The organism is Pseudomonas sp. PHC1 (assembly GCF_046487845.1).
In the GTDB taxonomy this organism is placed as follows: Bacteria; Pseudomonadota; Gammaproteobacteria; order Pseudomonadales; family Pseudomonadaceae; genus Aquipseudomonas; species Aquipseudomonas sputi.
In genome coordinates, this window is sequence record NZ_JBJXHJ010000039.1 from 1 (window position 1) to 23,181 (window position 23,181).

General features: G+C 55.3%; 20 protein-coding genes, 1 tRNA gene and 2 pseudogenes. 9 read left to right on the forward strand and 14 right to left on the reverse strand.

Annotation, left to right across the window (positions count from 1 at the left end; genetic code table 11):
* Together ACKJSM_RS28105 and ACKJSM_RS28110 are read right to left on the reverse strand one after the other, a co-directional pair.
* Positions 1-140 (reverse strand): annotated as a pseudogene (locus ACKJSM_RS28105) (transcriptional regulator); the annotation flags it as partial.
* 285 nt (positions 141-425) lie between these two features.
* Complete coding sequence (locus ACKJSM_RS28110; protein ID WP_410239475.1) at positions 426-1,181, reverse strand: hypothetical protein; 756 nt, start codon at positions 1,179-1,181, stop codon at positions 426-428.
* A gap of 218 nt (positions 1,182-1,399) precedes the next feature.
* Between ACKJSM_RS28110 and ACKJSM_RS28115 the strand changes: the two genes are divergently transcribed.
* The 4 genes from ACKJSM_RS28115 to ACKJSM_RS28130 all read left to right on the forward strand — a co-directional run bounded on the left by ACKJSM_RS28115 (position 1,400) and on the right by ACKJSM_RS28130 (position 8,287).
* On the forward strand, positions 1,400-1,618 hold the full coding sequence (locus ACKJSM_RS28115; protein WP_236180537.1) for a hypothetical protein: 219 nt from the start codon (positions 1,400-1,402) through the stop codon (positions 1,616-1,618).
* Between the two features lie 744 nt (positions 1,619-2,362).
* The gene (locus ACKJSM_RS28120) at positions 2,363-4,780 is read left to right on the forward strand and encodes a TerB N-terminal domain-containing protein (RefSeq protein ID WP_410239481.1); all 2,418 of its coding nucleotides are present in this window, start codon (positions 2,363-2,365) and stop codon (positions 4,778-4,780) included.
* Positions 4,777-6,072, forward strand: coding sequence for an ATP-binding protein (locus ACKJSM_RS28125; protein WP_236180535.1), 1,296 nt, complete (start codon positions 4,777-4,779; stop codon positions 6,070-6,072). Before ACKJSM_RS28120 ends, ACKJSM_RS28125 begins: the two co-directional genes overlap by 4 nt.
* 43 nt (positions 6,073-6,115) lie before the next feature.
* Positions 6,116-8,287, forward strand: coding sequence for a DEAD/DEAH box helicase (locus ACKJSM_RS28130; protein WP_236180790.1), 2,172 nt, complete (start codon positions 6,116-6,118; stop codon positions 8,285-8,287).
* Between the two features lie 445 nt (positions 8,288-8,732).
* On the opposite strand, the gene ACKJSM_RS28135 is transcribed toward ACKJSM_RS28130, so the two are convergent.
* The gene (locus ACKJSM_RS28135) at positions 8,733-9,389 is read right to left on the reverse strand and encodes a hypothetical protein (protein WP_236180531.1); all 657 of its coding nucleotides are present in this window, start codon (positions 9,387-9,389) and stop codon (positions 8,733-8,735) included.
* Between the two features lie 222 nt (positions 9,390-9,611).
* Between ACKJSM_RS28135 and ACKJSM_RS28140 the strand changes: the two genes are divergently transcribed.
* The gene (locus tag ACKJSM_RS28140) at positions 9,612-9,869 is read left to right on the forward strand and encodes a hypothetical protein (protein ID WP_236180529.1); all 258 of its coding nucleotides are present in this window, start codon (positions 9,612-9,614) and stop codon (positions 9,867-9,869) included.
* Positions 9,870-9,957: 88 nt separating this feature from the next.
* Here the strand turns inward: ACKJSM_RS28140 and ACKJSM_RS28145 are convergent, their stop codons facing one another.
* The 3 genes from ACKJSM_RS28145 to ACKJSM_RS28155 form a co-directional block, all read right to left on the reverse strand.
* Positions 9,958-10,335 carry a hypothetical protein gene (locus tag ACKJSM_RS28145; protein ID WP_236180527.1) on the reverse strand — a complete coding sequence of 126 codons (378 nt, stop codon included), beginning with the start codon at positions 10,333-10,335 and terminating at the stop codon, positions 9,958-9,960.
* A 29-nt stretch (positions 10,336-10,364) separates the two neighbouring features.
* Complete coding sequence (locus ACKJSM_RS28150; RefSeq protein ID WP_410239476.1) at positions 10,365-10,718, reverse strand: hypothetical protein; 354 nt, start codon at positions 10,716-10,718, stop codon at positions 10,365-10,367.
* A 132-nt stretch (positions 10,719-10,850) separates the two neighbouring features.
* Positions 10,851-11,255, reverse strand: coding sequence for a DUF6957 family protein (locus ACKJSM_RS28155; RefSeq protein WP_410239477.1), 405 nt, complete (start codon positions 11,253-11,255; stop codon positions 10,851-10,853).
* Between the two features lie 246 nt (positions 11,256-11,501).
* On the opposite strand from ACKJSM_RS28155, the gene ACKJSM_RS28160 reads away from it, so the two are divergent.
* Both ACKJSM_RS28160 and ACKJSM_RS28165 read left to right on the forward strand, forming a co-directional pair.
* The gene (locus ACKJSM_RS28160; RefSeq protein WP_309295822.1) at positions 11,502-11,978 is read left to right on the forward strand and encodes a transcriptional regulator; all 477 of its coding nucleotides are present in this window, start codon (positions 11,502-11,504) and stop codon (positions 11,976-11,978) included.
* 555 nt (positions 11,979-12,533) lie between these two features.
* Positions 12,534-12,857, forward strand: a pseudogene (locus ACKJSM_RS28165) (endonuclease); the annotation flags it as partial.
* Between the two features lie 146 nt (positions 12,858-13,003).
* On the opposite strand, the gene ACKJSM_RS28170 reads toward ACKJSM_RS28165, so the two are convergent.
* Both ACKJSM_RS28170 and ACKJSM_RS28175 read right to left on the reverse strand, forming a co-directional pair.
* On the reverse strand, positions 13,004-13,144 hold the full coding sequence (locus ACKJSM_RS28170; RefSeq protein WP_236180522.1) for a hypothetical protein: 141 nt from the start codon (positions 13,142-13,144) through the stop codon (positions 13,004-13,006).
* 19 nt (positions 13,145-13,163) lie between these two features.
* Positions 13,164-13,529, reverse strand: coding sequence for an SPOR domain-containing protein (locus ACKJSM_RS28175; protein WP_236180520.1), 366 nt, complete (start codon positions 13,527-13,529; stop codon positions 13,164-13,166).
* 250 nt (positions 13,530-13,779) lie between these two features.
* Here ACKJSM_RS28175 and csrA point away from each other — a divergent pair, with 250 nt between their 5' ends.
* Positions 13,780-13,974, forward strand: a complete 195-nt coding sequence (gene csrA / locus ACKJSM_RS28180; RefSeq protein ID WP_186532595.1) for a carbon storage regulator CsrA — start codon at positions 13,780-13,782, stop codon at positions 13,972-13,974.
* A gap of 207 nt (positions 13,975-14,181) precedes the next feature.
* Here the strand turns inward: csrA and ACKJSM_RS28185 are convergent, their stop codons facing one another.
* Positions 14,182-14,637, reverse strand: coding sequence for a DUF2214 family protein (locus ACKJSM_RS28185; protein ID WP_236180518.1), 456 nt, complete (start codon positions 14,635-14,637; stop codon positions 14,182-14,184).
* A gap of 875 nt (positions 14,638-15,512) precedes the next feature.
* Positions 15,513-15,589, reverse strand: a tRNA-Val gene (locus ACKJSM_RS28190).
* 185 nt (positions 15,590-15,774) lie between these two features.
* Between ACKJSM_RS28190 and ACKJSM_RS28195 the strand changes: the two genes are divergently transcribed.
* Positions 15,775-17,058 carry an NAD(P)/FAD-dependent oxidoreductase gene (locus ACKJSM_RS28195; protein WP_410239478.1) on the forward strand — a complete coding sequence of 428 codons (1,284 nt, stop codon included), beginning with the start codon at positions 15,775-15,777 and terminating at the stop codon, positions 17,056-17,058.
* A gap of 51 nt (positions 17,059-17,109) precedes the next feature.
* Here ACKJSM_RS28195 and ACKJSM_RS28200 read toward each other — a convergent pair whose 3' ends face one another.
* The 4 genes from ACKJSM_RS28200 to ACKJSM_RS28215 are packed head-to-tail and all read right to left on the reverse strand — an operon-like array spanning position 17,110 to position 22,685.
* Positions 17,110-18,081, reverse strand: a complete 972-nt coding sequence (locus ACKJSM_RS28200) for an XdhC family protein (protein ID WP_410239479.1) — start codon at positions 18,079-18,081, stop codon at positions 17,110-17,112.
* A 2-nt stretch (positions 18,082-18,083) separates the two neighbouring features.
* Positions 18,084-19,319, reverse strand: a complete 1,236-nt coding sequence (locus ACKJSM_RS28205; RefSeq protein WP_410239480.1) for a c-type cytochrome — start codon at positions 19,317-19,319, stop codon at positions 18,084-18,086.
* Positions 19,320-19,321: 2 nt separating this feature from the next.
* The gene (locus tag ACKJSM_RS28210) at positions 19,322-19,861 is read right to left on the reverse strand and encodes a (2Fe-2S)-binding protein (RefSeq protein WP_007956473.1); all 540 of its coding nucleotides are present in this window, start codon (positions 19,859-19,861) and stop codon (positions 19,322-19,324) included.
* Positions 19,854-22,685, reverse strand: a complete 2,832-nt coding sequence (locus tag ACKJSM_RS28215; protein WP_236180511.1) for a xanthine dehydrogenase family protein molybdopterin-binding subunit — start codon at positions 22,683-22,685, stop codon at positions 19,854-19,856. Before ACKJSM_RS28215 ends, ACKJSM_RS28210 begins: the two co-directional genes overlap by 8 nt.
* Positions 22,686-23,181 lie beyond the last annotated feature (496 nt).

A 23,181-nucleotide genomic window follows, 5' to 3' on the forward strand; every position in this document is an offset into this window, starting at 1 on the left:
TATTTTGCGAGCAAATCGCGCAGCTTCGTTTCGAATTCGATTTCTTTCTTAAGGCCTGCGTCGCCCTTGAGGGCTTCGAGTGCTTGGAGCTGTTCAGCTAGGTGTTTTTCGAGCTGGCGGAACTCTGCGAGTTTGGACATGGGAACTTCCTTGGCAATTAGTCTTGTTACGCTACAACAGAATAGACACTCAAATGGGAGAAAAATATCAATATTTTGCTTCTTTGGCATTCTTTCTGAAAGAGGCGTGGTAAGCGTTCTCGGGAGTCGAAAAGGCCTATGAAGAGGATCGTTTGAATGGCTGGCGCTATATCTCACCTTTTCCATCCGACCGGTGACCGGATGCGGTTGGCCGGTGGCGATTTTAGGTAAAAAGCGTTTTCGGGTAAAAAGATGTGATTTGCTTGTACGCGCTCACAAAACCGCCTAAAGCCGCATTACGGCAAGCGCCCTGCGCAGAGGCTCGTCGGATATCTGGATAGGGCCGTGGAAAGGAATATCCATGTCCAATACAAGGTAAACGGAAGCTGCGATGAGCAATGCCGAGATTATGAACATTCCAATTACCATCGAGTTTCGTGGTGCGCGATAACCAAAACTAGCGAAGATGAGTGTCAACCAGGCGGCCAGCATCCCAATCAAAGGGCCCGGAATCGCTCCGTCCGACTGCTCGACAATCCTCCAGCGTTGCTCGATAAGCGAGTGATATTGCTGACGGATATCCTGAAGCATCGTTTCATGGAAGCGATCCGGGGGCTTAATACCGGCTAATGACTTGCCGATGTCATCCAAGTATTTAGCCGCCTCACTGTTCCGATGCTGCAGTGCTTCGTCACCTCGGTACGGGTTTTCGATTGCTCGCTCGAGGTAGGTAATCAGGCGATTCCTCGTGTCTTGTGTAGCTTCTCCGTAGCCTCGTAGCGTCCGGTCAAAAATGATCAGGCTGATTGCATATCCATGAAAGTTCGCGTCAATCGATTCGAAGGTATTCTTGGCAGAATTAATCATCAGACCGAATACCAGTGATGTCATGACCACAAAAATGTTGGCTACCAAACGAATGACGGTGTTGGTGTCGTCATCCCGATGATGGGCTGCCAGTCTTGGGTACCAGCGCATCGTGAGAAGCGACGCTGCAACCAGGCACACGAAAATGACCAGTGCGATCCAGAGTGAATTCATGCATTAGTGCTCTGACCGATTGAATCCACAGCCGAAAGCGGCCACTGGTTGGCCCCGATGATGGAGTTGACGCAGTAGCCCCGCCTCCCCCCAAACTCATTGGCTAAAGTCTCAAATCATCTGCGCGGCGTAGCAATTTTAAGCCTTCAGTATCTAAGCCCCTCTGCTGCTGCCGCATGAGCTAGTCTTTGCGAAACCTCATTGCCAGGATGGATCGCATGCCAAATAACTCAGTTTCTAATATCGCAACTGCTGACGCCCTGACATTGCTCGTGCACAACCAGCATGCACTGGCGGCGGCAATCGAGGAGGTCGCCGTTTGGCTTGCAGCCAGTGGCGCGGCAGTGGTTGCAGATAACGCTGTGATGGCTATGGAGACCTTAGACACAAATGCTAAAGCGATCACAGATGCGATTATGCGGATACGGCAGTCCTAACATCACCTTTGCGGGCACCGCCTTTTTTGCGAACAATCGGACTGAGGCACTAACAGCTCTTTGCCGTTTACCACACTGTCGGAATCCCCTTTATCGGAAGGTGACTAAGGCTCTGCTATTGGGCTCTCCCCGCCCCTCTACAACCCCAAATCTCTATCCAACTGATCCGCTTTCATCACGTCAGAAGCAAAGCCGAACTTCATCAGGTGCGATTGCAGATGATCGCGTAAATGCATTCTCAGACGAGATCTAAGCTCGACGTAACTTTCAGTTGGGCCAGCGTCGATATCATGACATTTCAGAGCATCACGTAGCACCCTGTTGCTCTCAGCGCCGATCCGTGACGCGTGCAGCCGCACGATAGGATCAAGCCTAGGAACTCTCTTGAAACTGGCGACCGCCTCTTCAAGCAGTCGCGCAAACTACACCTTGCTACATGCCTACTGCGCCGTGCGCCAAACCTGAGACTCATTCTCGCCTTCCATCTGCTCTCTCCAACTGATCTGCGGACTGACACGCATAAAGTTGTCCGACGCTATATTCCATGCTTGAGTAATTCAACCCGTTGGACAAAACGGCTATAGCCAAAGCGCTCGATCACCAGGATGACTGGGACAGCTAACGCCTTGGGCTCTCTGATGGGCTTTTTTCCGATCAGAAGCGCTGCGTAGCCCATGGCCCTATGAACGCATTTGTCGGATACTTCCATTGCGCCAGCATCCACCTTTCAAGGCTGAAATTCTCATGGCAAGGAAGAAAGCAAAAAACTCCAACGGCACTGGCATCTTGATTTTCTTTGCACTGGTCTTTGGTGCGCTCGCTTCGATCCCGAAGAATGCATGGATCGCTATTGGCGTGATTGCTTGCATCGGCGGGGTCATGTGGTTGTTAGCCACACGCACGAAACGGCAGCTTGCGCAGTTGCAAAAATCTGCCTCAACGACAACACCTCTGCATGAGCCACGTGACAAGAACGTGACCTTCTCGATGCAAGAGGTTTCGTCGAGCAATATATCTGAAGAAACCTCCGACTTTTATACCGTCCAACTCGGCTCCCCTTCTGCCGTCTCCTTCAAAATTCCAGATGCGAGTAAGCAGAAATCAAATGCCCGCTGGGTGCCTGCGGGTGAGTCAGTTACCGTGGCTGGCTTTTCACTTCCAGGTGGAATGCTTTATGTAGGAAGCGCGCTGGGTCGATACGACGCGCAAGAGCCATCACTGCTCAATCCCAAATTACGGATAGCCAAGTCGTACGTTGATATTGAAGATCGGCTGATGTCCTACTGGCCCAGTTTTCATTCCATATCGCCTGAGGCTCGGCGCGGTTATCTGCAGTGGCTAGAAGGCGGACGGCGTGATCCGCTGGCAGACACTGGCTACGTTTTTCTGTTTTTCTATGGCCTTGAGCGTCGTGCTCTGGTTGATGCACTAAGCGATCCGCAGGTGAAGACCGAGATTCCCCTGATTGTCAAAGAAGTCCAACGATTGCTCAGGATTTATGGAGAGAGCCGATCGTTCAGAGGGTACGCAGAGGGCTTTCTGGACTACCTCAGCAATCAAACGCTCGACCCCAGCCTTTACCTTGGCCCACCTCCCGATGTAGTTGCTTACAGCTATGAAATGCCGCTTCCACTGCGTATTGGTTTGGGGCAACACGCCGCAAACAGACGACCACTTGATGCCACCTGGGCATTGGCATGGGCGTTAGCTGACCCCAATATCAGCAGGCGCACTCCTGTAACTCGGTGCAAGAATGTCTTCGCGGCGCTGTTCAAGCTCAAGTACACCAGTACACATCCTGCGGGTCTAATGCTCGCTCAAAACAAGACCAAGCTTAAAGCCAGCTATCGACCTGCCTCGGCAGTTCTAATGGCCCCCTCGCTTAACGTGGGTGATCTTCCTGATGTCATGGCAACGTCGGGAACGCGCAAAAGCCTGCAGTGGTTGGTGGAGCTATGCACCAGCGAACTAGAACCCTACAGCCGTTATCTAGGCCGAAACCCTGAAAGCGCAGAAGCCCTTGAAGGCCTGCTGCAACTTCCAGTCCCCCTATGGCCAGCTAGAGCCCGTATGGAGTTGGATGAACTTCAAAGCAGAATCGGTGACGATCTGATTGTCATGAGCTTTGGAGAACTCGCCGGTCGCTTCAAAAGCGCTGGTGCGTTATCTCGTGACAAGGTTCTGGCCCTTGCTCGTGCATTAGAATCACTTCATATCGGTATGGAGCCTGATGTTCTCGCTGGGAGCAGGACTCCAAAAGCTGAAGATCGTATCGCGCTGTTCGTGACCCAACCAGAGGACGGATCACTGCGAGCGTCAGCGGCCTACAATGCGGCCTCAGTCACACTCGATCTGGCCAGTTCAGTCGCCTCTGCCGACGGCGATACATCCAATGAAGAAGTTTCACTACTTGCTCAGCACATCGACTCCTGGAGTCACCTGAGCGTTGCCCATCGCAAACGTCTCAAGGCGCACCTGCAGATTCAAATCCAGCAACCGCCAACGCTGGCAAGCTTGAAGAAAAAACTCGATCCATTAACTGTCGAAGCCAAGCGCACGATTGCCAGTTTCCTGGCTCACTTGGCTCAAGCCGATGGGATCGTCAGCCCTGCTGAAGTGAAACTTCTTGAGCGTGTTTACAAGGCGCTGCAACTGGATAATCAACTGCTCTACAGCGATCTTCACGGCGCCGCATCTGGGGCGAGTATTACTCCCGTCAAACCTGCAACAAGCTCAACTCCAACCGAACCCGGCACACAATCAGCCGCCGTTGCAAATCAGGGCTTCGTGCTCGATCACGAGCGCATTGCTGAGCTGCAACGTGAAACGGCTAAAGTCTCTGCCCTCCTCGCCCAGGTATTCACTGATGACCAGGTTGAGGAGCCGGAACAGGCCGTTGAGACTGTAGAGTCGGCGACCGAAATCACGGCTGACGTTGCCGGCCTCGATCTGGAACATTCTGCATTCTTGCGCTTGTTGATTTCCCGTGCCGAATGGAGCCGATCCGAACTTGAAGCCGCTGCCAGCGATATGGAGCTGATGCTCGATGGCGCCCTGGAGCAAATCAATGACATGGCTTTTGAGCGTTTCGACATGCCCGTCACCGAAGGTGATGATCCCATCGAGATCAATACAGACATTCTGGAAGAATTAGCCCTATGAGCACTATCAGAGCCAAGGATCGCGACGCGGTCATCCAATCGTTGCGTGCAGGCGTTGTTCCACGCGTCGGCCAACACTTAATTCAGGTTGGCCGGGTGGGAGAGCTGGATGCGCTGATCAAGGACGTCAATCGCCTGGTTGAGAGCGGATCGGCATTTCGAGTGGTGATTGGTGAGTACGGTGCAGGCAAGACGTTCTTTTTGAACTTGGTTCGAGCCATCGCCATGGAGCGCAAACTCGTCACCATGCACGCTGACTTAAACCCGGATCGCAGGTTGCACGCCACCGGAGGTCAAGCACGCTCGCTTTACTCCGAGCTGGCCAAGAACATGTCGACGCGCACCAAGCCAGACGGTGGTGCGATGCAAGGCATTGTTGAGAAATTTATCTCGCAGGCCAAAACGGAAGCCAAGGCGGCAGGCACAGACAGTGAGACTGTCATTCGAGCACACCTGGCTGAATTGACCGAGATGGTCAACGGCTACGATTTCGCTGAAGTAATCGCCGCATATTGCCGAGGTTTCGAGGAAGGCAACGAACAACTCAAGGCTGATGCCATTCGCTGGTTGCGTGGCGAGTTCACCACCAAGACCGATGCCCGCACAGCCTTGGGTGTGCGAACCATCATTGATGATGCCTCCGTCTACGACCAGCTCAAGCTGCTTTCGAGATTCGTCAGACTCGCAGGTTTTGGCGGTCTGATGATCTGCCTCGACGAGTTGGTCAACCTCTACAAGCTGGCCAACACGCAGGCACGCAATGCCAACTACGAGCAGATACTGCGCATCCTCAATGATTCGCTGCAAGGGTCGTCTGAGGGGCTCGGATTCGTCTTGGGCGGCACCCCAGAGTTCTTGATGGACACTCGTCGAGGTCTGTTTAGCTACCCTGCCCTGCAATCGCGCTTGGCAGAGAACTCGTTTGCCAAGTCAGGGCTGGTGGATCTCTCGGGCCCGGTGATTCGTCTGACCAGCCTCACCCCCGAAGACTTCTATGTACTGCTGCAGAAGCTTCGCCATGTTTACGCGGGCGGCGATGTCGAAAAATATCTACTACCTGACGAAGCGCTCCCCCTTTTTATGGCGCACTGTAATCAGCGCTTGGGTGAAGCCTACTTCCGCACGCCGCGCACCACGATCACTGCATTTATCAATCTGCTAGCCATCTTGGAGCAGAACCCGGGAGCTGACTGGAAAACGCTGCTGGGAGGTGTCGAGGTAGCCAAAGACCTGGGCGCAGAAGAAGACACGAAAGTCGACACGGACGATGAACTTGCCACCTTCACACTCTGAGTCATCGGGATTCGACCAGCTGGAACCCCGTATTCAGCGATGGATTTGGGCTGAAGGCTGGACGTCCTTACGTGACGCCCAGGAAAGGGCTGTGCCAGTACTGGTGGATGCCGATCAGGATGTCATCATTGCCGCCGCAACGGCGGCGGGGAAAACCGAGGCCGCGTTTCTCCCCATCCTGACCCATTTACTCAACCACAATGACCCTCCCGGCTCTGTGCTGTACATCAGTCCACTTAAAGCCTTGATCAATGATCAATGGGACAGACTAGGCCGCCTCTGTGAGCAGCTCGAAATTCCCGTGGTGGCTTGGCATGGCGACATTTCATCAAGTAAAAAGCATCGCTTCCTTAAGTCGCCTGAAGGGGTGCTACTGATCACGCCTGAATCCCTGGAGGCTCTGTTCGTCAACCGAGGCTCCAGTCTTGCCGGAGTGTTCCAGAACCTGCGTTATATCGTCGTGGACGAGTTGCATGCATTCATTGGAAGTGAGCGAGGCAAACAGCTTCAATCCTTGATGCACCGAGTAGAGCTCGTTGTCAGACGCCGTCTCCCCAGGGTCGGGCTTTCAGCCACGCTCGGCAAAATGAGTTTAGCTAAGGAGTTTCTTCGTTCTGCAGACGCAGGAGGAGTAACCGTCATTAAGTCTGAAAACTCAGGCCAGACACTCCAGGTACAGGTGCGCGGTTACATCCAGCCTCCCATGAGCGAGCTTAAAAAGCTTCTCATCCAATCTGCTGACGCACAAAGCGAAGAAGACGAAACGGAAAACAAGGCAAGTCCCGACTTTGCGATCGCTGACCATCTCTACAAGGTATTGCGCGGTAGCAACAATCTGATTTTCCCAAACAGCCGGCAGCAAGTTGAATGGTACGCAGATCAGTTGCGGCGGCGTTGTGAGAAAGATGGTGTGCCCAATGAGTTCTGGCCCCACCACGGCAGCCTTTCGAAAGACCTGCGCGAGCAAGCTGAGCACGCCCTCAAGGCAGGCGGCCAAGCAGCATCAGCCATCTGTACTACGACGCTGGAGCTCGGCATAGATATCGGTAGCATCAAGACAGTAGTACAGATTGGCGCCCCACCCTCGGTGGCCAGCTTGCGACAGAGACTGGGTCGATCGGGTAGGCGACCGGGGGAGAACGCGGTCTTGCGCGTTTACTGCAAGGAGTCGCCACTCAAGGATAACTCCAGCCTTTCGGATCAATTACGCCAAAGTTTGGTTCAGACCATTGCTATGGTTCGTTTGTTGCTTGGTGGATGGTTCGAACCTCCCCGGACTCAGGGACTTCATGCTTCCACACTCGTTCAGCAATGCCTTTCTGTGATTGCTCAGTGTGGTGGTGCAACTGCGGCTGATCTTTGGAAACACTTAGTGGCTGAAGCGGCATTCCAGAACGTAGAAAAGCCCGACTTTCTCAAGCTGCTCAAATCGCTGGGAGAACATGAACTCATCATCCAAGACAGCTCGGGCTTATTGCTGCCCGGGACAGTCGGTGAGCGCCTGATCAACCACTATGAGTTCTATAGCGCCTTTATTAGCGATGAGGAGTTCCGCCTGGTGTGCGACGGTAAAGCCCTAGGCTCTGTCCCCGTCAGCAGGCCTTTGACAAAGGATCAGCGCATCATCTTCGGTGGCCGACGGTGGCAGGTTCGTGATGTGGATCTTCAGGCTAAGGTCATCATCGTAGCCCCAGCACGCGGGGGCGCCCCTCCTCTTTTCGACGGCTTAGGCGCCATGGTGCATGACAACGTGCGCAAGGAAATGCGAGCTGTCCTCGCAGACCCTAATCCCTGCCCATTCATAGACCGCGATGCCCAAGCGTTACTCGACGAAGCCAAAAAGACATTCAACGCGTTAGGCATCGGTGAACGCTACCTCATTGAGTCTGGTGGCAGATGCTATCTGATCAGTTGGCTGGGTGATTACGCCAACGATGCGCTTCGTCTTTTACTCAATCATGTGGGGCTTCCGTGTGATAACGCGGGCTTGGCGATTGAGATTGACGCCGATATCCAACGGACATTGGCGGCACTCAAGGACGTAGGTGAACTGGATGCAAACGATCTGGAATCGATACTCGCAGACGTGGAAAACATGCTGCGCGAAAAATGGGATTGGGCATTGCCCGAATCATTACTGATGAAATCATTTGCCTCGATTTCATTGGATATCCCAACCGCGATCGAGTTTGCGCAAACGCACGCCGCAACCTGAACAAATCCCAATGAAATGATGCCGAACCTGGCGGAGCTTGCCAAGCTGCTCACTGCACTCGAGGCGTTTGCAGAAGACTGAACTCAGTCATGGCAACGAACTTCAACAGGCTGCATTGATCCAGGATAAAATCCTAGAAATCCTAGAAATCGTGAAAGAAGCCAAGGTGCTTGCGCGTTGATTCTATCGCTTGACTGGCAAGCCGCTGGGCGTGACAGGCGAGGTCGCAGAGTACAAAGCTGCTACTAGACTCGGTCTGTTACTACATCCTGCAAGGCAGGCAGATTACGACGCCAGAGAGACGCTGGAAGATGACGTCGCGAGAACTCAGATCAAGGGTCGCTGTATCCTAAACCCGCAAAAAAGTACGAGACGTATGCCGACATTTGATCTACGACAACCATAATGAATACATCTCAGTTCTCAGATAACATCAGTGCGAATCTCAAGCGAAGGATTTGTAAGACTTCAGATACTCAAACAGTGCCTTATTCGCCAGATCGAAAGAGGCTTTATCCGATGCTGCGCGCCCGGTACTCCACTCGATATGCCTGTCCCAAATACTCCAGACACGCGTGACAAGTGAACTGGAAGAATCTGCAAGCTCCAAGCAGAGCTGAACGGCTTGCTTTGGGCTCAAAAGAAATTCATCGTTTCCCTTACTGAATTCCACAACGCCATCCCGCCTGGTTTTAAGAAACACCACGTTTGCGGGGTAATCCAAATCCTCCCCAGTTCCCTCGTAAAGCCAACCCGTCGCGATAAATTTTTCTGACTCGGGGAGTGTGATGTCATGGAACCCCATCCCCATTGCCACTCCCCTCTGGAAAGCTTTTTTGGGCATTGCACTTACATTATGGATCTGTCCATTACGCCATGGCATATCGAAACGTCGAAGACGAGTGCGTAGAGCTGCCATTAGAAAGCCTTGAGCCAGGAGATCGGCTTTTGCTGGGCTCAAGTGGTAGGTGTACTCATCAACTTTGAGCACAACCTCGTCTCCATCCCTGAAGGCGCCTACATGACTAGAAATCTCGTAGGCTATTCTGCCTCGGAAAAAGTCCAGTGGGTAAATTGTTTTTTGTGGGGTGATGGTAGCCATATATCTTGAGCCTCTCAGTACGTTTATTTTGTTGTTTATTTGTTAAACGGCTCAAAACCGAGAATACTTTAGCGCCAATCAAAAATATTTTCTGAGCACACCGCCCCGTCTAAAAAGACTGTACGAACAACACAATTCATATTGACCAATGGCCAACAATTATTGACCTTGTGCACGACGCCCACCTTTCTATATTCAGGAACAAATCTTTAAGGGCGCCGCATGAAATTTCTTATCAGCTTGATTCACATCGACACGACTATACCCGACGACTTATGGGCCAATGGTTCTGCATTGAGTAGCGTGTGCCACGAATACGTGACGACTGACACGTCTGATTTTCAGGACTGCAGCAACCTGCACGAGATCGAAGCAGCCTTCGAAGCCAAGAGGAATTATGCGGAGGATGGTGAAAGTCTGCTTTGCGCTCAAGCCAAAGTAAAAGTCCTCCGGATCGAGCTAGTACCAGAACCAATCTAATATTGCCATTACGCTCCTTGCTCGAATAACACGGAAGAGGTTTTAGATGTAATAGCCTTTTTCTCCTCCTTGACTTGCACCTCGAAGCTCACTGAATGGAGGTGGACTCTTGCATTGCTTGGCTAGAAACCATCAGAAAGTTGCGAAGGGTTTTTCGTCCGATGTCACGCTGAAACGTCGCGATGACGTATCGCGAGTTGACTGTTTTGAGAACCCAAAATCGACCTTCACGTCGGGCGCAAACGATGTCAGAGGTACGCATGTAGTGACCATCATCGAAGCGGCCCAATGGGCCTTTTCGTACGTGGCCGAAGACGACTCCCATCGCACTTTTACCAACGATGGCCACATGATTGAGATAAGCCGTAACTGGAAGATCAAAACCTTGCGCTTGCGCCTTGTGAATTCGAAGTAGGTCGAAATCAGATAGTCGTTTGCTGTGAAACGTCATTTCGGTACCGCTCATACGAAAGCTCCGTTTGGCCGTGGTCAGCTTCAGACTGGACGAATGCGACTTGAGTGGAAAATTTCTTTCAAATTGGAAACCAATGCTCGGTTGAAATTTTGACGATGCGAGTCGTGGTACACGGCACCGCTTTCTACTTCTATAACGCAAACGACGCACCCGAGTTCATCTACCCCCACAGACACCCTGGTAAGTGGCTCCATACTCGGTATCCCTCTCCCATTCATGTAGGCCGGGGTTACTACTTGAGCACCGATCACCACCTTTTTGGGGTCGTGGGAGTTCAATATCGCTTCCAGCTGATGTTCATCGTTGATCATCAACTCGTATTCGACCTGTCGGCCTTCCAACTCATGTTGAACAGTGACGTAGTACCAGTGCATTCGGAGCACTCGCGACACGGTGTGCCAGTGCGCCAGGCCTGCCCCGAACATCCCGGGTACTCCTAAAAGGTCGCTGTCTTGAGTTCTGAACATGTCTAATCTCTGATATTTGCAACGGCCGCAGCCACTGGATTAGAAAAAGGAAAAGATGGTTTCCAAACTCGCCTTCTTCTCATGGCCTACACCCTTGAGCACGTAAACCGTGTTCCTAGTCTCAAATAGGAAGCCGTCTTCAAACGAGGTCGCGAATGTGGAACGTACCCAGTCGCCAACATCAAATCTTCTTTGGCTATCAAACAGGACGTTATGTGCGAAAACGATCATGGGTAACTGGCCAGCTGCTTGGATCTTGCTCAGCTCGTCTTCTGTGGCTTCGACGCGGAAAACTGTCCAATCCTCGACTAAACAGTAAGGCTTACGCGGATAGAGCCCCTTGACGAGTTCGATGAGAATTTCGTCTGAGTCCATCGATCCCTGGCGAGATTCACCGGGGCCGCCTCGCAGGTCGTCGCCACCTTCGTTTTCATCTGTGCTCAACCACAAAATCTCCGTCAATACATCTGATTTGTTAGGTGTGCTCCCCGCGTAGGGATCACTAACATCTAACCCAACGCTTGATAACTAACAAAACATCCCTTTGGGCAATCGATTCGCACTGCACGCCAACTCAAGATTCGAGATATCAGGGAAAGGATGAAGCACAAAACACCACAACACGGATGATAGCCCGTGTTATGGCGCAACGCAATATGGCTTTATCCTCGATTTGTTAGGGGAAGTTTGATGGAGGCAGCAAAAGCGTTGGCTGTCGTAATACGAGTGATGCGTAGAGAGAAGGGTCTTTCACAAGACGATCTGAACACTATTGATCTTTCGTATCTCGGTCGGATAGAACGCGGAGAGGTGAACATTACGATTGATATCCTGATCCGCCTGGCAACAATCCTGGAGCTTGATGCTGCTGTGTTGATTCTCATGGCGACTTCGCTCCAGTCTCAAGAGCCATTCACGGACGCTTTAAAACGTCTTACGAAGCAACTGAACAGGATAAAAAAAGACGGGATCGATCTACAGATGGAGGCGCTTTCCAGTGCCGGAAAGCTTCGTCCTGGCCGGCCAGCGCGAACAGGGGCAGCGCAGAAAGCTGCAGAGGCCGTTCGTATGAAGAATGCTGGAGTGTCCATTGCCGAGATCGGAAGCGCATTGGAGCTATCGGCAACAACCGTTCGCAGATACCTCAAAACTCCGCCTTCCTCATAGTTTGAGTACTCACTGATCCGCGCGTTTTGTTCATCTACCGCTATAACTCCCCTTCCCCACAGTTCTACGTGAGTCACTACAGCAACTACTGCATGCGGTTCCAGACTCGGCAATATGACGAGAGTGTTCCTCTGGGTAATGATGTTCTTCTCTAGAGCTTGGTGTCATTGTAGAAAGAGGTCGTAGTCGTCAGCACGTGCCCACGCTCACGCAGACGGAGGTCATGGTGGTGATGCAGCGGTTAGGAGCTCAAGGGTTTCAGTGAAGGCTTGGTGTTGGCGGGGTTGAGAGGATGGAGAGCTTGGGTCAGGGGCATTCTTGGATGAGGGCCGCGATCATGTCGGTCGACTGGCGCCGAATACCATCGTTTGGGAGGCTAATAAATCGATACCGTCTGTCGGATTTAAGCGCAGGCGCGACAGGGTAAAAATGTCAACGTTGACACGATTTTTGCCGGAAGAATAACGACGTAAATAGCATGCAATTCGTTGAATTTATTGAATATTTTGTCTTCATGACGAGCCGTGTCAATGAAATGCAATACCGTATAAGTATATGAATGGCGACCGCAGCAATTTCAGCTACGGTTGGTTGCCGGTCGAAAAGGGTCAGTACGGCTCGTGCCTGACTCAGGTCGACTTCAAGGCGAAGAAGGTCATGCCCCGCCCTTCGATTCGCGGGATGATCGCCCGCACTTACTTTTACATGAGCAAACAATACGGATTGCGCCTGTCGAAGCAGGACCGGCAACTGTACGAAGCCTGGAACAAGACTTATCCGGTGCAGGACTGGGAACGCCAGCGCAATCAGAGCGTGGCGTGCGTGATGGGACGCGGGAACGAATTTGTCGGCCCGGTGAACCTGAAAGCCTGCGGTTGATTGCTTGATCGAAAGAAAAGGCCTTGAGCGATAAACTCAAGGCCTTTTTTATGCTCAACCACCGGACTTGTTGTCACGCCAGTAGCCCAACTGATTGAGCGACTCGCAAAGGATGCCGTGCTCCCTGATCAGGTATTTGCGCAGGCTCATGACCGCAGCGGATTTTCGGCGATCCAGCCATAGAATCCCTTGCTAGCCGTATCGGCGATCGCCCACAGAATCTCTTCTTCGATGTCGACATCTGTCAGTGTCACCGTCTGGCCAACCGGCACTGTATCGACAGGCATCCCCCGCTCAATGGATCGCTTATTGAGCGGCCGTGCGCTCAATCACCAGCGTTTCGATGTTCTGCTTCTTCGCCTTGATCAACGCGGCATTCACATCCGCCTGGCGCGCCTCAGCGTCAGCCTTCGAATTGAAAGGGCCTAGCAGGATCCGGGTCTTTCCACTGGCGTCCCTGATGACGCTGGCCACAAAGGCATGCTCGATCAACCAGCCGCTGAGGTCGCTGACGGCTTGAGGTGTTTCACCGCGCACTTCCAGATCCCACTGCGGCCCCACCGCAGCAGGCGCAGTTACCGTCGCCGGTTTTGGCTTTTGCGCATCCACACTCCTGCCTTCGCCACATCCTGCCAACGCCAGTGCCGCGACTACCCAGACCAATTTGCGCACAACGCTTCCCTCTGAATTTTCAAAGCGGCGATCTTAACACTCGAGAATACTTTCGCAGCCCCGCAAAATGGGCGCAAAACTACGAGATTGATGCTGACAGCCCCTGTATAGTTACGCGCTGGGAATTAATGCCGCTGCTGCGCGTCAGAAAGAGGCACCCAAACTGTAAGACTTCGCACTAATCTATACGTACCACCGACCTCTGCACTGTCTGAATCAGGTGCCCTACAAAGCAATCAAGGAGAAGACCATGCTGATACTCACCCGCAAAGTCGGTGAAAGCATAAACATTGGTGATGACATCACGATCACCATTCTCGGCGTCAGCGGCCAGCAAGTTCGAATCGGCATCAATGCTCCGAAGAACGTTGCAGTGCATCGGGAAGAGATCTACCAGCGCATTCAGGCTGGCCTGACCGCTCCGGAAAAGCCACAAACACCCTGAGCCCCATCGCAGTCAGTAGCCAGTTCGTTTGCCCGCGCGCAATGACTGGCTAAAGATTCAAGCGCCGTATCGCCATTCCCCCACCTCCTTGGTGACGGCGCGTGCCACGTCCCTTCCTGCCTCAACCCTTCTCGCAACCGATACTAACCATCATTCAATGGGCTGGCTGTCGGACATTTCCGAATAGCGGCTGGGAATCACGCCCGCCTAGCCGAATGTAACGCCACGCGCCATCCCGGTGGCCGCCACGACCATCAATATCAACAGCAGCGCTTCGGCATGACTGATTCGTGCGAACACCTTCGCACGTCCCGTGTCAGGGGCAGCACCGCGCGCCTTGGCCACGCGCCACTTGATCAGCGAGATCATCGGCATGAGCTCCAGAAGCAGAATCAGCACAAACAATGTCATCTTCAGATGGAACAGCGGCTGATGCAGGTAATAGTCGGCCCCCTTTTCGTAACCTCCAAAAGCCCGCATGCCGCCGGTGATGAGCAACACCAACGCCGAAAGTCCCCAGACATTATCGGCAAGCAATACGCGCCCGACTTCACCCGAGCCAGATGCCAGGCGGCTGAAGGCTGCTCCACGCGTCAGCACCGCCCACAAGCCCATGGCAAACGCCAGTAAATGGATCGCTGCGAGAAACCAATGAACCAGCATCAATGAACTCCTGTTCGGCAGAGTTGAAATCAGCCTGACAGTAGTAGTCGAAAAAATGAGGACTTGCCTGTCGCCCCTCCCGAAAAACAGGAACGGACGAGACGCGAGTCGGGGCAGAAATGTGAGAAAGGCAAATCGCGGGCAAAAAAAATCCCAAGCAGCTGATGGAAGCTTGGGATTTAAAAATGCATAAACCGTGGTGGTGAACGCGGGGCGAATACTACTGATTTATTCGTCTTGTAACAACGTATTTTTGATAACCGGATGGTTAATAAAGTCGGTAACCCATTAAATATCCACACTATTTAAAAGGCCGCTCGCGACGGACCGGTGGCGAACGGATCAAAATCCATCGCAGTCAATTCGCGCCAGGCTCAAGAAATTAACAAAAATAAGCTCAGGATCCTCGGATCAGGGTTCTCGACCGTTCCGCTGTACGGATATCCAAGAGCGTATTGGTCGACGTGAAGATCTTGTCTGCTCCACCCCGGAACGCCTGTTCTTAATGGAGACAACCACGAGAGGAATGAACCACTCACCCAAAAAGCTTCGATCCACACATCCGTAGCCGAAGGGAGCGCCAGGATCGCTCGCCTCGAAGACAACCCAGCATTCTTCCGCCCTCATCGCCCTCGCGATGCACTCTCGGCAACCGCTATCTTTTTCAGCGACAGGATCAATCTTCAACAGGCTTTAGATATCACCACGACAGGCGCGCCTGAATTTGCGACTCATGAATACCCCCTGCAATGTGCCGAAGTGCAGCTGCGGTCGACCCAACCGAATTTGCAAAGGCTTTGAAAAATCGCAGACAACAAAAAAGGGCCCACCTTTCGGTGAGCCCTTTCAGACCGCCCAGCAGAGCGGATTTTGTTTGGTAGGCGCGATTGGACTCGAACCAACGACCCCCACCATGTCAAGGTGGTGCTCTAACCAACTGAGCTACGTGCCTGCTGTGAGGCGGCATTCTACGGAATTCCGGAGGGGTGTCAACACCTTTTTTTTCACCTAACCCTATGAATATGCAAAATATTTAATTTCGACCTGCCGCAAGAAGATTTCCCGGTGGCTGGCGGAGGTTTTTCAACTGGGGTAGGATCGCTGCACTCGTAAAATATATTAAACAGAGGCTGCAGGATGGCGAACACCCCTTACCCAGAGTCTTATTACGCTGCGTCGGCCAACGCCGTACCACCGCGCCCTGCCCTGCAGGACGACGCGGAGACGGATGTCTGTGTAATCGGCGCGGGTTATACGGGACTGTCCTCGGCCCTGTTCCTGCTGGAGAACGGTTTTCGCGTGACTGTGCTGGAAGCCGCCAGGGTCGGTTTCGGCGCTTCGGGACGCAATGGCGGGCAGATCGTCAACAGCTACAGCCGTGACATCGATGTGATCGAGCGCAGCGTTGGCCCGAAACAGGCTCAACTGCTCGGGCAGATGGCGTTCGAGGGCGGCCGGATCATTCGTGAGCGCGTCAGCCAATACAACATTCAGTGCGACCTGAAGGACGGTGGCGTATTCGCCGCCCTCACCGCCAAACAGATGGATCACCTGGAATCGCAGAAGCGCTTGTGGGAACGCTTCGGCCATACCCAGCTGGAACTGCTGGATCAGCGGCGCATCCGCGAAGTGGTGGCTTGCGATCAATACGTCGGTGGCATGCTCGACATGAGCGGCGGTCACATTCACCCGCTTAACCTGGCGCTCGGCGAAGCCGCTGCCGTCGAATCCCTGGGTGGCACAATCCATGAGCAGTCGCCGGCCGTGCGCATCGAGCGCGGCGCCAATCCGGTCGTTCACACGCCGCAGGGCAAGGTCAGGGCTAAATTCATCATCGTCGCCGGCAACGCCTACCTCGGCAATCTGGTGCCGGAGCTGGCGGCCAAATCGATGCCGTGCGGCACTCAGGTCATCACCACCGAGCCACTGGGCGATGACCTGGCGAAATCCCTACTGCCACAGGATTACTGTGTCGAAGACTGCAATTACCTGCTCGACTACTACCGCCTCACCGGCGACAAGCGCCTGATCTTCGGCGGCGGCGTGGTGTATGGCGCGCGGGATCCGGCGAACATCGAAGCGATCATCCGCCCGAAAATGCTCAAGGCCTTCCCACAACTCAAGGATGTGAAAATCGACTACGCCTGGACCGGCAACTTCCTGCTGACCCTGTCGCGCCTGCCCCAGGTCGGACGCTTGGGCGATAACATCTATTACTCCCAGGGCTGCAGCGGCCACGGCGTGACCTACACGCACCTCGCCGGCAAGGTATTGGCCGAGGCACTGCGCGGACAGGCCGAGCGCTTCGATGCGTTTGCCGACCTGCCGCACTACCCGTTCCCAGGTGGGCAACTGCTACGCACACCGTTTGCCGCACTGGGCGCGTGGTACTACGGATTGCGCGACAAGCTCGGTTTCTGATTAGCAAAAAAAGGGCCGCTGAAGAGCGGCCCTTTTTACATCCAGCATCAATCACAACTGATCCCGCGCAATCCCGCTGCGAATCCGCAGGATATCCGCGAGCACTGCCAAAGCGATTTCCGCCGGCGTCTTGCTGCCCAGGTTGAGGCCGATCGGCGCATGAATTCGCGCCAGTTCGCTTTCCCCCAGACCGCCAATCCGACGCAATCGCTCGAAGCGCTTCTGCGACGTCTGCAACGAGCCCATTACGCCAATGTAAAACGCTTCGGTGCGCACCGCTTCCATCATCGCCAGGTCGTCGATACGCGGATCATGGGTCAACGCCACCACCGCCGTATCACGGTGACATCCGCCATCGGCGATGAACACCGACGGCAATTGCCGACGAATCTCCACACCATTGAGCACCACGCCTTCCAGCACCTCATCGCGCGGGTCGCAGAGAATCACTTCGAAGCCGAGACCGACCGCAAATTCCGCACACGCCTGCGCCACGCTGGAATAACCCGCCAGTAGCAAACGCTGGGCAGCGCCGATGCGGATCCGCACCCGGTCGATTTCACGCTCGATTCGCGCACCCTGCTCGCGATCGGCAAACAGGCTGCGCGCGCCCGTGGCCAGATCGACCTCGCGAATCAACCGGCGCCGCCCGAGCAACGCCGATTCGAGTTCACGCAGGTGCGCCTGCACATCGCAGCCGGCGTCAAATTTCTCTACCAGCACATCGAGAATGCCGCCACACGGCAGGCTGACCCGCGAACGCGGATCGTCACCTTCGCCATAACGCACGACATTGATCGCATCAAGAAACGCACCTTCAGCGACGCGCTCGAGAAAATCTTCCTCGACGCAGCCACCGGACAGCGACCCGATCCACTGGCCGCCGTCGTTCACCGCCAGCAGCGAACCCGGCGCGCGTGGTGCCGAGCCGTAGGTGGTCAGCACGGTGCAGAGCCAGACGCGTCGCCCCGCCGTCGACCACTCCAGCGCCCGTCGAACCACTTGCAGATCGAGATGCTGCATGATCAGTGCGCCTTGTGCTCGATGGATGGCGCATCAGCTTGCAGCTTCTGCACTTCGCTAATCGCCAGCTCGGCCGACTGACCACCCCAACCCTGACGCAGGTAGTTCAGCAGATCGGTCAGTTGTTCGGCGCTGAGCTTGTCGGCAAAACCCGGCATAGGCTGCATATGTTCGAACCCGGCGAATTTCTGCTCACCGATGCCATCTTCGATCACTCGCAACAGGTTGCGTGGGTCTTCCAGACGCAGTGTGGTGTTGCCGCGCATGGCCACCGCGATGTGCGGCTTGCCCTCGCCACCGGCCGCGTGACAACCGGCGCAGACGTTCAAGTATTCCTGACGGCCGCGCTGGGCGCTGGCACTGAGCTTTTCCACTGGCACTTCCGTCAGTTCTTTTGCCGCCGGAGGCTTGTCGCCCAGCAGGAAAGTCGCCATCGCCGCCAGATCCGGATCACTGAGGCCCTGAGTGCTGTTGTGGAACACCGGGAACATCTCGTTGAACATCGTGCCCTGGGCGCTCATGCCGTGCTTGAGGAACGCGCTCAGGTCCTGATGGTTCCAACCACGCGCCGCCAGATCGGTTGCCAGCAGGCTCGGCGCCAGATAGCCGTTGAGGATGCCGCCGGTCAGGCGCTTGTCCAACTGCATGGCGCCCGGCAAGCCGCGCGGCGTATGGCATTCGCCACAATGGCCGAGCACTTCGACCATGTACTGGCCACGTTTCCAGGCGTCGCTTTTGCCATCCGCAGGCTCCAGCTTCAAGGCTTTGCCGTACATCATGTTCCAGCCGATCAAGCCCGGACGCACGTTGAACGGGAAGCTCAGACTGGTCACCGGCGCGGCGCGCTCGATCGGTTCGATGGTTTTCAGGTACGCGTGAATCGCATCCGAATCCGCACGCGGCATCAAGTGATACGAGGTGTACGGCATCGCCGGGTACAGGTTGGCACCGTCACGACGCTTGCCTTCGGTGAGTGCCGCGAAGAACTCTTCATCGGTGTAGAGACCGATGCCGTGCTCCTTGCTCGGCGTGATGTTGGTGCCGTAGATCGTGCCGAACGGCGACACGATTGGCAGCCCGCCGGCATACGGCGCGCCACCCGGCGCCGTGTGGCAGGCCATGCAGTCAGCGGCGCGGGCGAGGTATTCGCCACGCTTGACCTGATCATCCGCGTGCGCCGCCAACACAGGCGCAGCCAGCCCGAGCGCCATAGTCAGGCGGGTCAGTAATTGCTTCATGCTCAACCCTCCTTGACCAGACCGAGATCGGTCAGCACGTTGCGAGTGGCGTTGTAATAACGCACGTACCCAGTGCAACGGCAGACGTGATGACCGAGGCTGTCCTCGATGACTTGTTCCAGTTTGCTTTTGACGATTGGCTGGCGCTGCAGCTTTTCCACCAGCACGGTCGCGGCGTTGACGAAACCCGGTGCGCAGTAGCTGCACTGGAAGGCGAATTCATCGACGAAACGCTGCTGGATCGGGTTCAGCTCGGTGACCTGGCCTTGCTCGTCACGCTTGGCGTGGCCTTCGATGGTGCGGACTTTCTTGCCCTCGAAGTAATGCGCGCCGGTGATGCAAGTGCGCACCTCTTCACTGGTACCGTCCGGGTTATCGACGATCACCACGCAGGCGTGGCAGATACCCTGGCCGCAGCCCAAGCGCGAACCGGTGAGGTTCTTGTATTCGTGCAGGTAATCGATCATCGGCAGGTCATCAGGGATGTCCACCGGGCCGACGGATTGACCGTTGAGGGTCAGTTGAAGCGGACGGTTAGCCATTGAGGGCCTCCTTGATGCGCGCAGCAGTGATGGGCAGATCGCGAACACGTTTACCGATGGCGTGGGCCACGGCGTTACCGATGGCACCGACCACCGGGATCATCACCACTTCGGCGATGCCTTTGGACGGGTCGCTTGGGGACAGCGGCGGCAGGATTTCCGACGTCTGCTTCCACACCGCCACATGGCGCGCCATCGGCAGGCGATAACGGTTGAAGTTCCAGTCACCCTCCCCCGGCCCGCCTTCGTACAGCGGCATCTCTTCCATCAAGGCGTGACCGATGCCCATGGCGATCCCGCCTTCGAGCTGACCACGAACCAGTTCTTCGACCAGCACCCGGCCGCATTCCAGCCACGAGTGATGGTTGAGCACTTCGACTTCTGCCGAACCTTTGTTGACCTTCAACTCGACCAGCGTCGCTACCGGGCTGTAGTAGGTCACGGCGGCGTTGTTCAACTGAACCACCGGATAGGCGACGTTCTGCCGATCCAACAGATGGAAACCGGCGCTGGTCATCTGCGCTTTCTTCGCCTTAGGGGCGCCGTCACCATACTTCACCGCCAGACCGTCGAGCGGCAGACGCTCGCGCACGCCGTCGATGCTGTATTCGGCCTCGGCCCAGCTCCAGCGGTTGAAACCATGAACGGTGGCGCCGGTGACCAGACCACGCTCGTGCGCACGCCTGGCGAGCTCTTCGAAGGTCAGTGGCTGCATACCGTTGGCGGTGAGCTTGCCGTCGACCCAATGCGCATCTTCGCGACGCACCACGTAGGGGTTGGCCTGGCCGCCATACGGCCCCTGACGCCAGATCTCCAGCGCCGCCGGCCACAGACCGTGGTTGAACAGCACGCGCGCCGCTTCACGGGTGGCGTGGCTGAAGTAGTAGGCGGAGTTGGTCGCGGACGAGGCGGAAGCCAGCTTGCCGACCCAGCGCGGATTGCGCAGGAAGTTATCCTGCTCGGCCTGGCTCATGATGTAAGGGTTGCCGGCGGTGACCAGCTGCATTTCATCCCACTCGGTTTCACCGGTCTTCACGTCGTGAGCCGGGCTGCCGAGGAAATCAGCCACCACCAACGCTTGCGAGGTGGACATGCCGGTGCCGATCTCGATACCAATATGACGCAGGGAAATGCGCCCATCGGCGGTGAACTCGATGCTGGCCATCGGCGCTTCGGACCCGGTGCCGAAGTCTTTCTGGCAAATGGCAAAACCCACGCCATACCAGTTGTCCGGATCCGCCGCTTCACGTTGTTTCTTGATCGCATCGCGGTTTTTCCAGACTTCGTGCAGCGAAGCCTTGTCGAGAATCTCATGCAGACGCAACGCACCGGCCGGGATCGCGCCCTGGGTGTTTTTCATCCCCGAGCGCAACGCGTTCTTGCGACGCAGATCGATGGCATCGACACCGAGGCGATCAGCGATTTCGTCGACCATCATCTCGGTGGAGGCCATGCTCTGCAACGTGCCATAGCCGCGCATCGAGCCTGCTTCAACGGCACGGGAATGGTAAGCGGTGACCTGCAGGTCGTTCTGCGGCATGTAGTAGATCGACTGCGCCGCCGTGGCGCCAACCGCGGCCACAGACGGGCTGTAGTTGATCCGACCACCACCATCGACGCTCATTTCGGCACGGAAAATCTTGAAGCTGTGATCGGTCTTGTCCACTGCCAACTGGTAGCGGATGTCGAACGGGTGACGCTTGATGCCGCTCTGGAACTGCTCGTAGCGGTCGTTGGCCAGGCGAATCGGCACACCCGCGCCGTACAACGCCGCCAGGGCCGCGTAGTAGACAAAAATGTTGTGATCCTTGGAGCCGTAACCGACGGTGTAACCCGGGTGCATGTTGAGGTTGGCAAGGCCGAAACGCGACGGCCCGATCATCTTCGCGGTGTCGGTGGCGGTTTCCAGCGGGCATTGGGTGGCGACAACGAAATGCAGGGTCTTGGTCGCCGGGTCGTACCAGCCGTTGCCGTTGTCCGGCTCCATCGCGGCGGGTTCGATCGATGGGGTTTTGTAGCGCTCGTCGAACACCAGCCAGTTGTCCGGCGGGGTGTCGATCTCTTTCTTCATGCGGTCGGCGTAGAACAGGCCGCGCTCGGTCAGGTTGCCATGCAGGTTCGGTTGGGAATTCCACACCGGACGACGATTTTTCAGCATCGGAAACAGGATCGAGTCCTTGAGGCTGGCAAATTCGTCCTCGTCCGCCGACGTCGGGCCACCGACGCGCACATAGCGGAAACTGCCATAGGGATCGCCTTCGTAGAACGGTACTTGCGCACCGTAACGAATCGCTTTGTCATTGAATTTGAGTTTGTTCTTGGCCTGACGGAAACGCTCGAAGTCGTTCCAGATCAGGATCGCAACCGGGTGACCAATGAACATCGGCACCTTGCCTTCCGGCAGCAGTGGATCCGGCGCGTGCTCTTCAGGGAACACAATGCCGTCCTTGTCCAGGTCAGCAGCGGTAACGATACGATCAGGCTGCAGATCGGCGCCGAGCCACGACAGGTCGTAGCCGTCGTAGATGCGGTCGGCCTTGATGGTTTTCAGCAACATGGCGTGGCCTTGCTGCTGGGGCCAGCCCGGCATGTCCTTAGAACGGATGTCACGGGCAAACACTTTGCTGCCGCAGACCTTGGACAATGCATCGTTACGCTGGCGCGCCTTGCCGTTGTTGCCGAGCCACTGCTCGGACGGCACGGTCACGCTGTTTTCCATCAAGGCAGCCAGCGCCTGACTGCTGAGCGGCGTGAGCGTAACGCTCACACCCGCCACCAGCCCGCCCTGAAGGAACGAGCGCCGGGATATTTCACGGTTGGACATGGATCATCCTCTGAGCGGTTATGGATCCGCCCTTCTGGTTATCTACTGGGAATCTCGAGTCTTGCAGAAGCCCTTCTTGACGAAACAAAGGGCGTGATGACAGTGCAAAGCTGACCGAAAGGTTAACTTTATAGGTTTCCGAGCTCGCAGCAAACAACCAGTTACAAAAATTTGACCAAAGAATCAAAAAATCAATGCGGCATTGCAGCGCAGTGAGTCGCTAGACGCAGGCAGATTCATCTTGCGAGATCGAACAGGTTGCAATCTGCATTCGCGGTAACAAGGAGGGAAATATTGGGAAGATGCCAAATTTCAGACACAAAAAACCCCGGTCTTTCGACCAGGGTCTTTGCTATCGATTCCGAATCAACCAGCGGTTGCGTTCGGTGTTTCAAGGCGTTCAGTGGTCCTTGAAACAGATATGGCGCAGCGGACGGGACTCGAACCCGCGACCCCCGGCGTGACAGGCCGGTATTCTAACCGACTGAACTACCGC